Here is a 16274-nt window from a genome sequence, read left to right on the forward strand (position 1 = left end):
GATGCACCGCCACCGCTCCGGCCGCCGGAAGCGCCGCCTTCACCGCCTTTGCACCGCCTGGAGACATGCCGGCCACAAACGGGCCGCCGACCGTGCGAAGCGTCACGCCCGATCAAGTGCGCATCTGCGAACCTCACCCGGCATCACGGACCGCTACCCGCAGCGCACCCCGGTCCGGCATCCTGCGCAAAGGCGCTTTTCGGCCTCTGTGGTCTCGAAATATGCCGGAAAGCCACTGCCATTGCCGCCGATGAAACGTTAGTAATGCATAGGCAAACAGTAGTTCGCACTCCGAGAGGAAGTGACCTCCCATGACGCGTCTTCGGGCCGGCCTGCTGGCCGTCGGTTTCGCCACCGCCGCGTTCGCTCTGACCATATCCCCCGCCCAGGCCGCCCCCGGCGATGTCACCAACGTCTGCGCGAGCACGCTCACCCCGAGCGGCTTCGTCGACGTCCAGTGGTGGACCAGCGCCGGCTGCGGTTCGACCACCTCACCGAACATGAAGCAGATCAAGCAGCTCACCGGCCTCCCGGTCGGCACCGTGGTGAACGCCTGCGCCTCGACCTACCAGCCGGCCGGCTGGGTCCAGGTGAGCACCTTCTACAGCAGCGGCTGTCGCTACTCGCCCGTGCCCAGCCTCAACAACAACGCCTGGCAGCTCAAGCGCGTCTCCTGACCCCCGGGCTGCCCGGTCCCACCGGGCCGGGCAGCCGTCGTCCCAGCCAAGCCCGAATCGGTCAAATCCGGTCGGGTTCGTCGATCCAGCCGGTCGACACCGGTCGCACCGCCTCCGCCGACGCGCCGCTCGCGGGCCGTCCCGGTCCCCGCCGATCGGGTGACCTCGCCGCCGGGGCTCGGACGCGCGTGCGGTGCCGTGGTTCACGATCCCTAGAGGTCGGGCCACGCCGGAGGTCGGGATGCGGATTCTGCTCGTCGCGAGCGCGTTCAACAGTCTCAGCCAGCGCGTCTTCGCCGAGCTGCGCGAGCGCGGGCACACCATGGCGGTCCACCTGGGGCCCGGGCCGGAGGAGCTGCGCGCGGCCGTCCGCGCGCACGCCCCGGACCTGCTGCTGGCCCCGATGCTGAAGTCCGTCATCCCTCCCGACGTCTGGTCCGCCCACACCTGCTTGGTGGTCCACCCGGGTCCGCCCGGCGACCGGGGGCCCTCCGCGCTGGACTGGGCGATCCACGAGGGCGCGGAGCACTGGGGCGTGACGGTGCTCCAAGCGGACGAGGTGATGGACGGCGGCCCGGTCTGGGCGAGCGCCCGCTTCGCGGTGCCGCCGGTGGGCAAGAGCGACCTGTACCGCAACGAGGTGGCCGACGCCGCGCTGGAGGCGGTACTGCTCGCCGTGGAGCGCTTCGCCTCCGGCACGTTCGTCCCGCAGCCGCAGTACGGCCGGGGCTGGCGGGTACCCGACCACACCCGCCCCTACTTCGAACAGCCCCTGCGCCGCGTCGACTGGGCGGCGGACCCGACCGCCACCGTGGTCCGCAAGCTGCGGGCGGCGGACTCGCAGCCCGGGGTGCTGGATGAACTGCTCGGCGGCGAATGGCATCTGCACGGCGGTCACCCGGAGGACGGGCTGCGCGGGGTGCCGGGTGAGCTGCTGGCCACCCGGGCCGGGGCGGTCTGCCGGGCTACGGTGGACGGCGCGGTGTGGATCCCCGAACTCCGGCCGCGCCGGCGCCCCGGCGGCCCGGCGACCTTCAAGCTCCCGGCCGTCCTGGCACTGGGCGACCTCCTCCCCCGGCTGCCGGAGGTACCGGCCCCGCCCACCCTGCCGCCCGGCCGCCGGACCTGGACCGACCTCGACTACCGGGAGCAGGGCCCGGTCGGCTTCCTGCGCTTCTCCTTCCCCGGTGGGGCGATGAGCACCTCGCACTGCCGCCGCCTACTGGACGCGTACCGTTCTGCCTGCGACCGTCCGACCTCGGTACTGGTGCTGGGCGGCGGGCGGGACTTCTTCTCCAACGGCATCCATCTGAACGTGATCGAGGCCGCCGCCGACCCCGCCGAGGAGTCCTGGCGGAACATCAACGCCATCGACGACCTGGTGGCGGCCGTGCTGACCACCACCGACCGCCTGGTGGTGGCCGCGCTCGGCGGCAACGCGGCGGCGGGCGGCGTGATGCTGGCCCTGGCGACGGACGAGGTCTGGTGCCGCGCCGGCGTGCTGCTCAACCCGCACTACCGCCTGATGGGCCTGTACGGGTCGGAGTACTGGACGTACACCCTGCCGCGCCGGGTCGGCGAGGCCGCCGCCCGCCGGCTCACCGAGCAGGCGCTGCCGGTGACCGCCGAGGCGGCTCTGCGGCTGGACCTGGTGGACCGGGTGGTCCCGAGCACGCCGGGGGACTTCGGCGCCGCCGTCGGCCGCCTCGCCGCCTCGCTGGCCGTTTCGGGGCGTCTGCAGGAGCGGATCGCCGCCAAGAAGGCCGCCCGGGAGCACGACGAGGCGCAGCGGCCACTGGCGGCCTACCGGGCGGCGGAGCTGGAGCGGATGCACCGGAACTTCTTCGCGCCCGGCGAGTCGTACCACACGCTGCGCTCGGCCTTCGTCCGCAAGCAGCCGGTCTCGGGTGCACCGCCGCAGCTGCGCTGACTCACCCGTTCGGACGCAGCGGGGCGCGCGGGCGGCCGTCACCGGTTCGGCCCGCCCAACGCTCGTACCGGCGGATCAGCTGCTAGTAAGTCAATGGGTCCGTTATGCCGGGCTCATCCCGTTTCCGAGGAGGCATCCTCATGGGTGCTACAGCAACGCCGGAGCGCACCGAAGCACCCCCGGTGCACATTCTGTGGATCAACGCGGGCCTCAGCTGCGACGGTGACTCCGTCTCGCTGACCGCCGCGATGCAGCCGAGCATCGAGGAGATCGTCACCGGCGCCCTGCCCGGCCTGCCGAAGATCGAGGTGCACTGGCCACTGATCGACTTCGAGTGCGGCCCCGTGCAGGGTGCCGACACCTTCATCGAGTGGTTCTTCAAGGCGGACCGCGGCGAGCTGGAGCCGTTCGTGCTGGTCGTCGAGGGGTCCATCCCGAACGAGTCGATCAAGAAGGAGGGGTACTGGTGCGGTTTCGGTGACGACCCCGCCACCGGACAGCCCGTCACCACCAGCGAGTGGCTCGATCGGCTGGCGGACAAGGCCACCGCCGTGGTCGCGATCGGCACCTGCGCCACCTACGGCGGCATCCATGCGATGGCCGGGAACCCGACCGGAGCGATGGGCGTGCCCGACTACCTGGGCTGGAACTGGAAGTCCAAGGCCGGCCTGCCGATCGTCTGCGTCCCGGGCTGCCCGATCCAGCCGGACAACTTCGCCGAGACGCTGACCTACCTGCTCTACCAGCTGACCGGCGCCGCACCGATGATCCCGCTGGACGACAAGCTGCGCCCCACCTGGCTGTTCGGCGCGACCGTGCACGAGGGCTGCGACCGCGGCGGCTACTACGAGCAGGGCCAGTTCGCCACCGAGTACGGCTCACCGGAGTGCCTGGTGAAGCTCGGCTGCTGGGGCCCGGTGGTCAAGTGCAATGTCCCCAAACGCGGTTGGACCAACGGCATCGGCGGCTGCCCCAACGTCGGCGGCATCTGCATCGCCTGCACCATGCCGGGCTTCCCCGACAAGTTCATGCCGTTCATGGACGAGCCGCCCGGCAGCAAGGTGTCCGCCGGCCTGAGCGGCACCTACGGCGGCACGATCCGCTGGCTGCGTTCGATCACGGCCGCGACCGTGGACAAGGAGCCGAAGTGGCGCCGCGCCGGCCGCAAGCTGACGACCGGCTACCGCGCGCCCTGGTGACACCCGCGGCGCCGCACACGGGGTGACGTGTGCGGCGCCCCCTCCTGTTGGCAGATTCCGAAGGAAGGCACGACGAGGACGATGGCAGAGACGACGAGGACCGCCGGCGACGGCAGCGGCCTGGTGGAGATGTCCTGGGACCCGATCACCCGGATCGTGGGCAGCCTGGGCATCCACACGAAGATCGACTTCAAGCAGAAGCGGGTCGCCGAGTGCTACAGCACCTCGTCGGTCTTCCGCGGGTACAGCCTGTTCATGCGCGGCAAGGACCCGCGCGACGCGCACTTCATCACCAGCCGCATCTGCGGCATCTGCGGTGACAACCACGCGACCTGCTCGGTGTACACGCAGAACATGGCGTACGGGGTGAAGCCGCCGAACCTGGGCGAGTGGATCATCAACCTGGGCGAGTCGGCCGAGTACATGTTCGACCACAACATCTTCCAGGAGAACCTGGTCGGGGTCGACTACTGCGAGAAGATGGTCCGTGAGACCAACCCGGGCGTGCTGGAGCTCGCCGAGCGCACCGAAGCGCCGCACGCCGGTGACCACGGCTACCGGACCATCGCCGACATCATGCGCTCGCTCAACCCGATCGAGGGCGAGTTCTACCGCGAGGCGCTCCAGGTCAGCCGCTACACCCGGGAGATGTTCTGCCTGATGGAGGGCCGCCATGTGCACCCCTCCACGCTCTACGCCGGCGGCGTCGGCACGGTGGCCACCGTCCAGCTGTTCACCGACTACCTCACCCGGCTGACCCGCTACGTCGAGTTCATGAAGCGGGTGGTCCCGCTCCACGACGACCTGTTCGACTTCTTCTACCAGGCGCTGCCCGGCTACGAGGAGGTCGGCCGGCGCCGGGTCATGCTCGGCTGCTGGGGCGCGCTCAACGACCCCGACCACTGTGACTTCACCTACCGCAACATGACCGACTGGGGCCGGAGGATGTTCGTCACCCCGGGCATCATCGTCGACGGCAAGCTGGTCACCAACGACCTCACCGAGATCAACCTCGGTATCCGGATCCTGCTCGGCAGCTCCTACTACCAGGACTGGGAGGGCCAGGAGCAGTTCGTCACCCACGACCCGCTGGGCAACCCGGTCGACCCCAGGCACCCGTGGAACCAGCACACCATTCCCGCGCCGCAGAAGCGGAACTTCGACGACAAGTACAGCTGGGTCATGTCGCCGCGCTGGTTCGACGGCAAGGAGTACCTGGCCCTGGACACCGGCGGCGGCCCGATCGCCCGGCTCTGGTCCACCGCCCTGTCCGGCCTGGTCGACATCGGCTACATCAAGGCCACCGGCCACAGCGTGCAGATCAACCTGCCGCGCACCATGACCAAGCCGCCGGTCACCTTCGAGTGGAAGATCCCCAAGTGGAGCAACGCACTCGAACGCAACCGGGCGCGCACCTACTTCCAGGCCTACAGCGCCGCCGCCGCGCTGTACTTCACCGAGAAGGCGCTGGACGAGGTCCGCGCCGGACGCACCCAGACCTGGGAGAAGTTCGAGGTGCCGGACGAGAGCATCGGCTGCGGCTTCACCGAGGCGGTCCGCGGCGTGCTCTCGCACCACCTGGTGATCCGCGACGGCAAGATCGCCAACTACCACCCCTACCCGCCGACCCCGTGGAACGCCAGCGTGCGCGACAGCTTCGGCACCCCGGGACCGTACGAGGACGCGGTGCAGAACACCCCGATCTTCGAGGAGAACAGCCCCGAGAACTTCAAGGGCATCGACATCATGCGCGCCGTGCGCAGCTTCGATCCCTGTCTGCCCTGCGGGGTGCACATGTACCTGGGCGGCGGGCGCACGGTGCAGAAGATGCACGTCCCCACCGGCCTGAGCGGGCTTGGCGGATGAGCGCGGAGCTGACCGGGCTGCGGGTCAAGGAGGTGCTGGACTCGCTCACCGCGTCGGGGCAGGCCGAGGCCGGCGAGGCGCTGGTGCGCGAGCTGATGGCCTTCTACGGCGCCGGACTCGCCCGGCTGGTGGAGTTGCTGCCACCCGGCGTGCTGACCCCTCTGCTGGACGACCGCCTGGTGGCCGGGCTGCTGGTGCTGCACGACCTGCACCCCGAGGACGTCACCGCCCGGATCGCCCGGGCGGTGGCCGACTTCGCGGTGGAGGTGGTCGGATTCGACCGCGACAGCGGTGTTCTGGCACTTCGCAAGGTCTCCGGCTGCGGCTGCGGCTCATCGGCGATGGAGGACATCGAGAGCACGCTCTCCTGCCACGCCCCCGAGGTGACCGCCGTGGAGCTGGAGCGGACCCCGGCGCCGCTGCTGCAGATCGGCGCCCGCCCGCCCGCCGCGGCGGAGGTCCGGTGAACGCGCGTCCGATCTCCCGGCCGGGCTCGGCGCTGCTGCGCCGGCTGTGCGAGCCCGCGCCGCCGCAGCCCGAGCGGTGCGCCTTCTGCGGGGTCCGGCTCCCGGCCGGCCACCGGCATGTGGTGGACACCGACGACCGTGCCCTCGCCTGCACCTGCCCGGCCTGCGCCATGCTGTTCGAGACCCCCGGTGCCGCCGAGGGCCGCTACCGGAAGGTCCCCGACCGCTATCTCATCGACCCCGCACACGAGTTGGGCCGGTCCGACTGGGAGTCGCTGCAGATCCCGGTGTCCACCGCCTTCTTCTTCCGCAACACGGCGCTGCGCCGGCTGATCGGGCTCTACCCCAGCCCGGCCGGTCCCACCGAGAGCGAACTCGACCCGCACACCTGGGAGTTCACCCTCGGCCGCACCCGGCTGGCCGGCCTCCTCGAACCGGATGTGGAGGCGCTGCTGCTGCGCCGGACGGCGGAGGGCCTGCAGTGCTTCCTGGTGCCGATCGACGTCTGCTACGAGCTGGTCGGCCGAATGCGCCTGCACTGGCAGGGCTTCGACGGCGGCTCCCGGGCACGGGCCGAACTCGACGCGTTCTTCGCCCGGGTCGAGCAGCGCGCCCGGGTCCTGGCCGAGGAGGTGGCGTCGTGACCGGCCTGACCTTCAGCTGCACCGGGATCCGCGCCGATCCGTACGCGGCGGGCCCGACCCTGGTGTTCCGGCTGCGGATCGCGGCCGACGAGGGCGTTCGGGTGCATGCCCTTGTGCTGCACTGCCAGTTGCGGATCGAACCCGCCCGCCGCTCGTACGGGCCGGGCGAGGCCGAGCGGCTGGAGGTGCTGTTCGGCGAGCGCAGCCGCTGGCCGGGCTCGGTCAACCCGGTCCAGCTGGCCCAGGTTTCGCTCACGGTCCCCGGGTTCACCGGGGAGACCGAGGCGGACCTGGTGGTGCCGTGCACCTACGACATGGACGTCGCCGCCGCCCGCTACTTCGACGCCCTGGCGGACGGCGAGGCACCGCTGCTGCTGCTGTTCTCCGGTACCGCGTTCACCGGCCCCGGCGGCTTCCAGGTACAGCCTGTGCCCTGGGACCGGGAGGCCTCCTGCCGGCTGCCGGTGCGGGTCTGGCGGGACATGATGGAGCAGCACTTCCCGGGCTGTGGCTGGATCCGGCTGCCGCGCACCAGCATGGACGCGTTGCTGGCGTACCGCTCCCGCCACGGGCTGCCGTCCTGGGAGGCAACGGTGGACGCGCTGCTGGCGGGCGCGGCCGCGGCCGGGGCCGGGGCCGAAGGGAGCCTGAGGTGAACGGGTCCACCCCTCCGCCGGGCTTCGAGGCCGCCCGCCGGATCGCGGACGCCGTCCTGTTCGAGGGCTATGTGCTCTACCCCTACCGGGCGTCGGCGGCCAAGAACCGCATGCGCTGGCAGTTCGGGGTGCTCGTCCCGCCGTCCTTCGCGGCAGCCGGCTCCGAACACTCCCACCAGCGCACCGAGTGCCTGATGGAACCACGCCGAGGTGCCCGGCTGACGGTCGAGCTGCGCTTCCTGCACGTCCAGCGGCGGACGGTGCAACGGCAGCGGGCCGACCGGGGGTTCGAGGAGGTGGACGAACTCGCCCTGTCCGACCGGGTGCTGGTGCCGTGGGACGAGGGAGTCCCGGAACGACTCGAAGTCTCCTTCCCGGTGGAGGAGTTGACCGGCGAGGGGGTCTCGGTCCCGTTCGACCTGCCGGCCTGCCAGTCGCAGGAGGTCGTGTACGGGAACGAACGGCCGGTGGGCCGTCTGACCCGGCGGCGGGAGCGGCTCGACGGCGTCCTGAACCTGTCGGCGGCGGAACTCCACGGTCCTTACGGTGCGTTGCGGCTGACCGCCGTGGTGGAGAACAGCAGCGCCTGGACCCCGCCCGACGGCGCCGACCGCGGGTCGGCGCTGCGGCGTTCGCTGGTGGCGGCGCACCTGCTGCTGGGGCTCGATGCGGGTGCCTTCGTATCGATGACCGATCCGCCGCAGTGGGCCGCGCCCGCCGTCACGCAGTGCCGCAACGAGCACACCTGGCCGGTGCTGGCCGGGGCGGCGGGAGCGGCGGACGTGGTGCTCTCCTCGCCGATCATCCTCTCCGACCATCCGGAGATCGCGCCCGAGAGCCCGGGAGCGCTCTACGACGCCACCGAGATCGACGAGATCCTCGCCCTGCGCACGGCGGCCCTGACCGAGCAGGAGAAGCTGGAGGCCCGGGGTACCGACGAGCTGGCCGGCGCCGTGATCGACCTCGCGGACTCGCTGCCTCCCGACGTACTGGAGCGGTTGCACGGGGCGGTGCGCGGCCTGCGGGAGGTCACCTCGGCCGGGGTGGCCGCCGTGGGGCCGGACGGGGACGGCTTCCCCGGGCCTTCGCCCGACACCCCGTGGTGGGATCCCGGGGCCGACCGGAGTGTCGATCCTGCTCTCGACCGGGTGGTGGTCGACGGTCGGTCGGTCGGGGCCGGCAGCCGGGTCGTCCTCAAGCCCGGGCGGCGGCGCACCGATGCGCAGGACCTGTTCCTGCACGGGCGGACGGCGCTGGTGGAGGCGGTCCTGCGGGACGTGGACGGCGCGGTCCACCTGGCCGTGACCATCGACGGCGACCCCGGCGCGGACCTCTGGCGGGCGCAGGGCCGCTTCCGGTACTTCCAGCCCGACGAAGTCACCCCGGTGGAGGACCTGTGAGCCGCCCGGACGCGCCTCCGACGACGGCAGGTCCGTCGGCCGCGCCTGCCGCCACGACCGCGCCGTCGACAGCGGCCGAGCGGTGCCGGGTGCTGGTCGCGGGTGTCGGCAACATCTTCCTCGGCGATGACGGCTTCGGCGTCGAGACGGTCCGCCGGCTCGCCGCCCAGCCCCTGCCCGAGGGGGTGGAAGCCGTCGACTTCGGTGTGCGCGGGGTCCACCTGGCCTACCAACTCCTGGACGGCTACCGGACGTTGGTACTGGTGGACGCGACCGAGCGGGGGGACCGGCCTGGCACGCTCTATCTGCTCGAGGCGGCCGGGGAGCATCCGGTCGAGCCCGAGTACTCGCTGCTGGACGGGCATCGGATGGGGCCGGACGCGGTGCTGGCGCTGATGACGACACTCAGCGCCGGAACCGGGGCCAGTCCGCCCGAACGGGTCCTGGTGGTCGGCTGCGAACCGGAGTCGGTCGACGAACGCCTCGGCCTCAGCCCGGTGGTGGCGGCCGCCGTCGACCGGGCGGTCGAGCTGGTCCTGCGAGTGGTACGGGACGGCGAGGCCCCCGGCCTCGGACGCCCGGCCGGTGTCGGCGGTCCGGTGGCGGGCCGTGGAGAGAGAAAGGTGCCCTGATGCGGAAGATCCTCGTCGCGTGCATGGTCCTGGCAGGGGCCGGGCTGGCGCTGGCCGTCGCCCAGAACCTGCCCGACATCAAGCGCTACCTGCAGATCAGGAGGATGTGACCGGCGGCCGGGCACCCGCACGGTGGTGCCGGGCCATTCCCGATCTCGCACTGTCGAGGGGCGCGGGGCACCGCGCGCGAAGCCGGACGCACCTCTGGGTGCGGCGGACCGCGCGGCCGTCCGCGCCCCTCACTGCTGCGCACCGCGCTTGCCGCGCTCGGGTACGGCGCGGACGCCCTCCGCCCGGGCGGGCGCCACCGGGCCGGGCGGTGTGGGGCGAATGGCGTAGTCGGGTGCGCGGCCACGGCGCGGCGGCCCAGGCGGATGGTCGGGCCGCCCTGTAATGGGTCACTGGAGCGAGGGACGGCAGGCCCGCGACCGGGCGACGGGGAGAGGCCGATGCACGAGATGTCGATCGCGTTGGCCGTGGTGGAGCAGGTGGCCCGGGCCGCGCAACGGCACGGCGCCCGGGCGGTCGAGTCCGTCCGGATCCAGGTCGGCGAGTTGGCCGGGGTGGTGCCCGAGGCTCTGGACTTCTGCTTCGAACTCGCCTGCGCGGACACCGTGGTGCAGGGCGCGAAGCTGCTGGCCGAACCGGTCGCGGCCCGCGCGCGCTGCGGTGGGTGCGCCACTGAATGGCCCGTCGGCATGCCGCCCGACCTGTGCTGCCCCGGTTGCGGCGGTGCGCAGGCCGAGCTGCTGACCGGTCGGGAACTGCAGATTCTGAGCGTGTGCTGGGCCGATGATCCCGCGCCCGCCCCGACCCACCAGGAGGGCTGAACCCGTGTGCCGTGTCGTCGATCTCCAACAGGCGGTACTCGCCCGCAATGACGAGCAGGCGCGGGAGCTTCGCGCCGATCTGGCCGCGCGCGGCACGGTCGCCGTCAACCTGCTGTCCAGCCCCGGCAGCGGCAAGACCGCCCTGCTGGAGGCCGAGCTCGCGCTCGCCCGCGAGCGCGGGGTGCCGGTCGCGGCGCTGACCGCCGACCTGGCCACCGAGAACGACGCGGTGCGGCTCGCCCGCTCGGGGGTGCCGGTGAAGCAGGTGCTGACCGACGGGCTGTGCCACCTGGAGGCCGCGATGCTGCGCGGACATCTGGAGGGCTGGCTTCCGGACGGCACCCGGCTGCTGTTCGTGGAGAACGTCGGGAACCTGGTCTGCCCGGCCTCCTACGACCTCGGGGAGTCGCTGCGGGTCGCACTGGCCTCGGTGACGGAGGGCGAGGACAAGCCGCTGAAGTACCCCACGGCGTTCGGCCTGGCGAGCCTGGTGGTGGTGACCAAGACCGATCTGGCCGAGGCGGTGGGCTTCGACGAGGCCGCCTTCCGCGCCAACGTGGCCCGGGTGAACCCGGGCGTGGAGATCCTGCTCACCGCGGCGCGGACCGGCGCGGGGACGGGCGCGCTGCTCGACCGCGCGCTCGCGGTACTGGACGGCGCCCCGGTGCACCGGCCGGTGCTGGCGGCTCGGCCCGCCCACTCGCACGGCCACGGCGACCACGGCGTGGTTCTGGAGGGGCGGTGACCGTGCCGGCGGAGACCGGCGCCGTGCAACGCAGGCGGATCGCGGTCGAGGGGGTGGTCCAGGGGGTGGGCTTCCGGCCGTTCGTCTTCGGGCTGGCCACCGAGCTTGGGCTGGCCGGGCACGTCACCAACACCGGTGCGGGGGTACTCGCGGAGGTCGAGGGCGGCGCCGAGGCGGTGCGGGCGTTCTGCCGCCGGATCCGTTCCGACGCCCCGCCGCTGGCCGAGGTGCACACGCTGGCCCAGGAGGTGGTGGCCGCCACCGGCGCTCCCGGATTCACGATCCTCGCCTCGCAGGACACCGGAACCCGACGGGCCGTCATCCCACCCGACACCGCCACCTGCGCGGACTGCCTGGCCGAGCTCGCCGACCCCGCCGACCGGCGTTACCGGCACCCGTTCATCACCTGCACCAACTGCGGCCCGCGCTACACCATCGTCACCGGGCTGCCGTACGACCGGTCCAGAACCAGCATGGCCCGGTTCCCGATGTGCGCGGACTGCGCGCGCGAGTACGCCGATCCCGCCGACCGGCGGTTCCACGCCCAGCCGATCGCCTGCCACGCCTGCGGACCCCGGCTCAACCTGATCGGGACCAGGGGCCGCAACCGTGCCTTCGGTGAGGACCCGATGACGGCCGCCCGGCGGCTGCTGGCGGACGGGGCGATCCTGGCGGTGAAGGGCATCGGCGGCTACCACCTGGCCTGCGACGCCACCGATCCGGCAGCGGTCGCGCTGCTGCGCCGCCGGAAGGCCAGGGGCGACAAGCCGTTCGCCCTGATGGCCGGCCGGCTCTCGGACCTGGAAGGGCTGGTGGAGCTGGGCGAGACGGAACGGCGCCTGCTCACCGGCGCGGTGCGGCCGATCGTACTGCTGCGCCGCAGGCCCGGCGGCCCGGCGGCCGAGGCGGTCGCCCCGGGCAGTGCGGACCTGGGCGTGATGCTGCCCTACACACCGCTGCACCAGCTGCTGTTCGGGCTGCCAGGAGATCCGCCGGGCCCCCGGCTGCTGGTGATGACCAGCGGCAACCTCTCCGGCGAGCCCATCGTCACCGACGACGGCGAGGCGCTGCAGCGGCTGGCGCCGCTCGCCGATGCCTGGCTGCTGCACGACCGTCCGATCCACGTCCCGTGTGACGACTCGGTGGTGCGGGTCTGGCAAGGCGAGGCGCTGCCGGTACGGCGTTCGCGCGGCTACGCGCCGCTGCCCGTGACGCTACCGCTGCCCGTTTCACCGGTGCTGGCGACGGGAGGCGACCTCAAGAACGCCTTCGCCCTGGCCGAGGGCCGCAGTGCCTGGCTGTCCGGCCATGTCGGAGACATGGACGATCTCTCCACTCTGCGGGCCTTCGAGCGGGCGGTGACCCATGTACGGGAACTGACCGGGGTGCGGCCCGAACTGGTGGCGACCGACCGCCACCCCGGGTACCGCTCGGTGCAGTGGGCGCTGCGCCGGGCCCGCGCCGGCGAGCCGGGGACGGTAAGGGTTCAGCACCACCATGCGCACATCGCCTCGGTGATGGCCGAGCACGGCCTGGACGGGAGCCGTCCGGTGATCGGGGTGGCCTTCGACGGGACCGGTTACGGCGACGACGGCGCGGTCTGGGGCGGCGAGGTGCTGCTGGCCGACTACGACTCCTACCGGCGGTTCGCGCACCTGGCCTATGTGGCGCTGCCCGGCGGGGACGCGGCGGTGGAGCGCCCGTACCGGATGGCGCTGGCACATCTGCATGCCGCCGGACTGCCGTGGCCGGCGGAGCTGCCGTGCGTGGCGGTCTGCCCGGAGCGTGAACTCCTCCTGCTCAAGCGCCAGCTGGACCGGAACCTGAACTGCGTGCCGACCTCCAGCATGGGCCGGCTGTTCGACGCGGTCTCCTCGCTGGCCGGAGTCTGCCACCGCTCGGGCTACGAGGCGCAGGCGGCAATGGAGTTGGAGGCGGCGGCGGCCTCGGTGAACGAGGTGGGCGAGGGCTACGGCTTCGAACTGATCGCCGGGGACGCGGAATCGGACGCGACCGACTGGGTGGCGGATCCTCGCCCGGTACTGGCGGCCGCCGTCGCCGATCTGCGGGCGGGAGTCGGCCCGGAGGTGATCGGACTGCGGTTCCACCGGGCGGTGACCGGGCTGGTGCACGCGCTGTGCGTCCGCGCCCGCCGGTCGCACGCACTGGAGACGGTGGCGCTGAGCGGCGGGGTGTTCGCCAACACCCTGCTGCTCACCGACTGTGCCACGGCGCTGCAACGGGACGGCTTCACCGTGCTGGTCCACCGGCAGGTGCCGCCGAACGACGGCGGGCTGGCACTGGGCCAGCTGATGGTGGCCGCACGGCCCCGGTAGCCGGGTCGGCGGAACAAGGCGGTTCGAGGCGAGGAGAGGCGGATGTGTCTGGCAGTGCCCGGAAGGGTGATGGAGATCGAGGAGCGGGACGGAACCCGGATGGCCCGGGTCGACTTCGGCGGTGTGGTCAAGGACGTGTGTCTGGAGTACCTGCCTGACCTCCGGGAGGGTGAGTACGCGATCGTCCACGTGGGCTTCGCGTTGCAGCGGCTGGACGAGGAGTCGGCACGCAGGACACTCGACCTGTTCGCCGAACTCGGCCTGCTGCAGGAGGAGTTCGGCGATGCCTGGGAAGCGGCGGAGGAGACGCGGCAATGAAGTACCTGGAGGAGTTCCAGAACCCGGAGCTGGCGGGCCGTCTGCTCGCGGACATCCGCGCCACCGTGACCCGGCCGTGGGCGCTGATGGAGGTGTGCGGCGGGCAGACCCACAGCATCATCCGGCACGGGATCGACCAACTGCTGCCCGACGAGGTCGAGTTGATCCACGGTCCGGGCTGCCCGGTGTGCGTCACCCCACTGGAGATGATCGACCGGGCGTTGGCGATCGCCGCCCGGCCAGAGGTGATCTTCTGCTCCTTCGGCGACATGCTGCGGGTGCCGGGCTCCGAGCGGGACCTGTTCCGGGTGCGCGGCGAGGGCGGGGACGTCCGGGTGGTCTACTCGCCGTTGGACGCGCTGCGGATCGCGCAGGAGAACCCCCAGCGCGAGGTGGTCTTCTTCGGGATCGGCTTCGAGACCACCGCTCCCCCGAACGCGATGACGGTCCACCAGGCGAAGAAACTCGGCATCCGCAACTTCAGCCTGCTGGTCTCGCACGTCCGGGTGCCTCCCGCCATCGAAGCGATCATGCGGTCACCGGACTGCCGGGTTCAGGGCTTCCTCGCCGCGGGCCATGTGTGCAGCGTGATGGGGATCGACGAGTACCCGGAACTGGCCGCCCGCCACCGGGTGCCGATCGTGGTCACCGGCTTCGAGCCGCTGGACATCCTGGAGGGCATCCGGCGCACGGTGCGGCAGTTGGAGCGCGGCGAGCACGTGGTGGACAACGCCTACCCGCGTGCCGTCCGGCCCGAGGGCAATCCGGCCGCGAAGGCGATGCTGGCGGACGTCTTCGAGGTCACCGACCGGGCGTGGCGCGGTATCGGGGTCATTCCGGCCAGCGGCTGGCGGCTGTCGCCGCGCTACCGCGACCAGGACGCCGAGCACCGCTTCCCGGTGTCGGACATCACCCCGTGCGAGCCCGCGCAGTGCCGCAGCGGCGAGGTGCTGCAGGGGCAACTGAAGCCCAGCGAGTGCGAGGCGTTCGGCACGGTGTGCACGCCGCGCACCCCGCTCGGGGCGACGATGGTCTCCAGCGAGGGGGCGTGCGCCGCGTACTACCTGTACCGCAGGCTCGGCGGTCCGGTCGCCGGCTCGGCCGCCGTCTCGGGTCCGGCCCCCGGCTCCGTTTCCGGTCAGGCCTCGGGCTCGATCTCGGGTTCGGTCTCCGGCTCGCCGGAGGTGAGCACCGTTGCGTGAGGCGACCGGTGCGACCGGGAGGGCGCCGGACTTCTCCGGCTGGAGCTGTCCACTGCCGCTGCGCGACCATCCACGGGTGGTGATGGGGCACGGTGGTGGCGGTGCGCTCTCCGCCGAGCTGGTGCAGCACGTCTTCGCCCCAGCCTTCGGCGGGCCGGTGCTGGCCGGGCTCGGCGACTCGGCCGCGGTGACCTTGGGCGGGGCCCGGATCGCCTTCTCCACCGACTCCTTCGTGGTCCGCCCGCTGTTCTTCCCCGGCGGCAGCATCGGGGACCTCGCGGTCAACGGGACGGTCAACGACCTTGCCATGAGCGGGGCCAAGGCGGCCTATCTGTCCTGCGGGTTCATCCTGGAGGAGGGCGTGGAGACGGCGGTGGTCGCCCGGGTGGCGCAGGCACTCGGGGCGGCGGCCCGCGCGGCGGGGGTCGAGGTGGTGACCGGTGACACCAAGGTGGTGGAGGCCGGGCACGGCGACGGCATCTACCTCAACACCGCCGGAATCGGGCAGATCCCGGCCGGGGTCGACATCCGGCCGCAACGAGCGGTACCGGGCGACGTGGTGATCGTCAGCGGCGACCTCGGGGTGCACGGGATCGCGGTGATGAGCGTACGCGAGGGCTTGGAGTTCGGCGTGGAGATCGAGAGCGACTGCGCCGCGCTCGGCGGGCTGGTCGAGACGATGCTCGCGGTCACGCCCGAGCTGCACGTGCTGCGCGATCCCACCCGGGGCGGGCTCGGGGCGGCGCTCAACGAGATCGCGGCGGCGGCCGGCGTGGGGGTGGTGATCCAGGAGCGCGCGATTCCGGTGCCGGCGCCGGTGGCGAGCGCCTGCGCCCTCCTCGGCCTCGACCCGCTGTATGTCGCCAATGAGGGCAAGCTGGTGGCATTCGTGCCGCGTGAGCATGCGGATGCGGTGCTGGACGCGATGCTGGCGCACCCGCTGGGTGCGCGGGCCGCCGTCATCGGCGAGTGCGTGGCCGATCACCCCGGGATGGTGGTGTCCCGCACCGGCCTGGGCGGCACCAGAGTGGTGGACCTGCCCGTGGGGGAGCAACTTCCGCGGATCTGCTGAGGGTTGCCGCGCGGTTGCTCGCTCGCCGAGCAGCCGCGCGGGTGTCCGTTCACCTGTGCGGCGGGCCGGCCACAAGGCCAGCCCGCCAGCCGCCTCGCGGATCACCTGCAGCGCGTCGCTGTCCAAGTCCGTTGATTGCTCGGCGAGTTCCTCGAGCGATCTGGCGTCGATCCCTTCGCGGCTCATCATGCGCCGTTTCTGTCGACGCCCGTGCCGTCCCTGGCGTGCTCTACCTACGTTCGGGGCGGGCACGGGAGACCAGGGCCGGCTCACCTCCCACGACACACGGGCACTTCCACC

General features: G+C 72.2%; 16 protein-coding genes. All 16 read left to right on the forward strand.

Annotated elements, in window-relative coordinates:
• Positions 1-311: 311 nt before the first annotated feature.
• The 16 genes from ACZ5ON_RS08670 to hypE all read left to right on the forward strand — a co-directional run bounded on the left by ACZ5ON_RS08670 (position 312) and on the right by hypE (position 15974).
• Positions 312-677, forward strand: a complete 366-nt coding sequence (locus ACZ5ON_RS08670; RefSeq protein WP_465587541.1) for a hypothetical protein — start codon at positions 312-314, stop codon at positions 675-677.
• A gap of 241 nt (positions 678-918) precedes the next feature.
• On the forward strand, positions 919-2607 hold the full coding sequence (locus ACZ5ON_RS08675; protein WP_465587543.1) for an enoyl-CoA hydratase-related protein: 1689 nt from the start codon (positions 919-921) through the stop codon (positions 2605-2607).
• Between the two features lie 140 nt (positions 2608-2747).
• Positions 2748-3806 (forward strand): NADH-quinone oxidoreductase subunit B family protein, encoded by a 1059-nt coding sequence (locus tag ACZ5ON_RS08680; RefSeq protein WP_465587546.1) that lies wholly within the window; start codon positions 2748-2750, stop codon positions 3804-3806.
• 81 nt (positions 3807-3887) lie between these two features.
• Positions 3888-5672: a nickel-dependent hydrogenase large subunit gene (locus ACZ5ON_RS08685; RefSeq protein ID WP_465587550.1), complete on the forward strand. Its 1785-nt coding sequence runs from the start codon at positions 3888-3890 to the stop codon at positions 5670-5672.
• Positions 5669-6139, forward strand: coding sequence for a thioredoxin (locus ACZ5ON_RS08690; RefSeq protein ID WP_465587553.1), 471 nt, complete (start codon positions 5669-5671; stop codon positions 6137-6139). The genes ACZ5ON_RS08685 and ACZ5ON_RS08690 overlap by 4 nt, the downstream gene beginning before the upstream one ends.
• Positions 6136-6783: a DUF5947 family protein gene (locus ACZ5ON_RS08695; protein ID WP_465587556.1), complete on the forward strand. Its 648-nt coding sequence runs from the start codon at positions 6136-6138 to the stop codon at positions 6781-6783. Before ACZ5ON_RS08690 ends, ACZ5ON_RS08695 begins: the two co-directional genes overlap by 4 nt.
• Positions 6780-7439 carry a DUF6084 family protein gene (locus tag ACZ5ON_RS08700; RefSeq protein ID WP_465587559.1) on the forward strand — a complete coding sequence of 220 codons (660 nt, stop codon included), beginning with the start codon at positions 6780-6782 and terminating at the stop codon, positions 7437-7439. The genes ACZ5ON_RS08695 and ACZ5ON_RS08700 overlap by 4 nt, the downstream gene beginning before the upstream one ends.
• Entirely contained in the window at positions 7436-8839 is a 1404-nt protein-coding gene (locus ACZ5ON_RS08705; protein ID WP_465587562.1) for a hypothetical protein, read from the forward strand. The genes ACZ5ON_RS08700 and ACZ5ON_RS08705 overlap by 4 nt, the downstream gene beginning before the upstream one ends.
• Positions 8840-8928: 89 nt before the next feature.
• Positions 8929-9471 carry a hydrogenase maturation protease gene (locus ACZ5ON_RS08710; protein ID WP_465587953.1) on the forward strand — a complete coding sequence of 181 codons (543 nt, stop codon included), beginning with the start codon at positions 8929-8931 and terminating at the stop codon, positions 9469-9471.
• The gene (locus ACZ5ON_RS08715; protein ID WP_465587565.1) at positions 9471-9581 is read left to right on the forward strand and encodes a DUF6893 family small protein; all 111 of its coding nucleotides are present in this window, start codon (positions 9471-9473) and stop codon (positions 9579-9581) included. The genes ACZ5ON_RS08710 and ACZ5ON_RS08715 overlap by 1 nt, the downstream gene beginning before the upstream one ends.
• Before the next feature lie 339 nt (positions 9582-9920).
• The gene (gene hypA / locus ACZ5ON_RS08720; RefSeq protein WP_465587568.1) at positions 9921-10301 is read left to right on the forward strand and encodes a hydrogenase maturation nickel metallochaperone HypA; all 381 of its coding nucleotides are present in this window, start codon (positions 9921-9923) and stop codon (positions 10299-10301) included.
• A gap of 4 nt (positions 10302-10305) precedes the next feature.
• A complete protein-coding gene (gene hypB / locus ACZ5ON_RS08725; RefSeq protein WP_465587571.1) occupies positions 10306-11046 on the forward strand; it encodes a hydrogenase nickel incorporation protein HypB in 741 nt (246 codons plus the stop codon).
• Entirely contained in the window at positions 11043-13382 is a 2340-nt protein-coding gene (hypF, locus tag ACZ5ON_RS08730) for a carbamoyltransferase HypF (protein ID WP_465587574.1), read from the forward strand. The genes hypB and hypF overlap by 4 nt, the downstream gene beginning before the upstream one ends.
• 42 nt (positions 13383-13424) lie before the next feature.
• Complete coding sequence (locus ACZ5ON_RS08735; RefSeq protein ID WP_465587576.1) at positions 13425-13700, forward strand: HypC/HybG/HupF family hydrogenase formation chaperone; 276 nt, start codon at positions 13425-13427, stop codon at positions 13698-13700.
• Positions 13697-14902 carry a hydrogenase formation protein HypD gene (gene hypD, locus ACZ5ON_RS08740; RefSeq protein ID WP_465587579.1) on the forward strand — a complete coding sequence of 402 codons (1206 nt, stop codon included), beginning with the start codon at positions 13697-13699 and terminating at the stop codon, positions 14900-14902. Before ACZ5ON_RS08735 ends, hypD begins: the two co-directional genes overlap by 4 nt.
• A complete protein-coding gene (hypE, locus tag ACZ5ON_RS08745) occupies positions 14895-15974 on the forward strand; it encodes a hydrogenase expression/formation protein HypE (protein WP_465587582.1) in 1080 nt (359 codons plus the stop codon). Before hypD ends, hypE begins: the two co-directional genes overlap by 8 nt.
• Positions 15975-16274: the final 300 nt, after the last annotated feature.

It is taken from the genome of Kitasatospora sp. NPDC032150 (genome assembly GCF_055579945.1).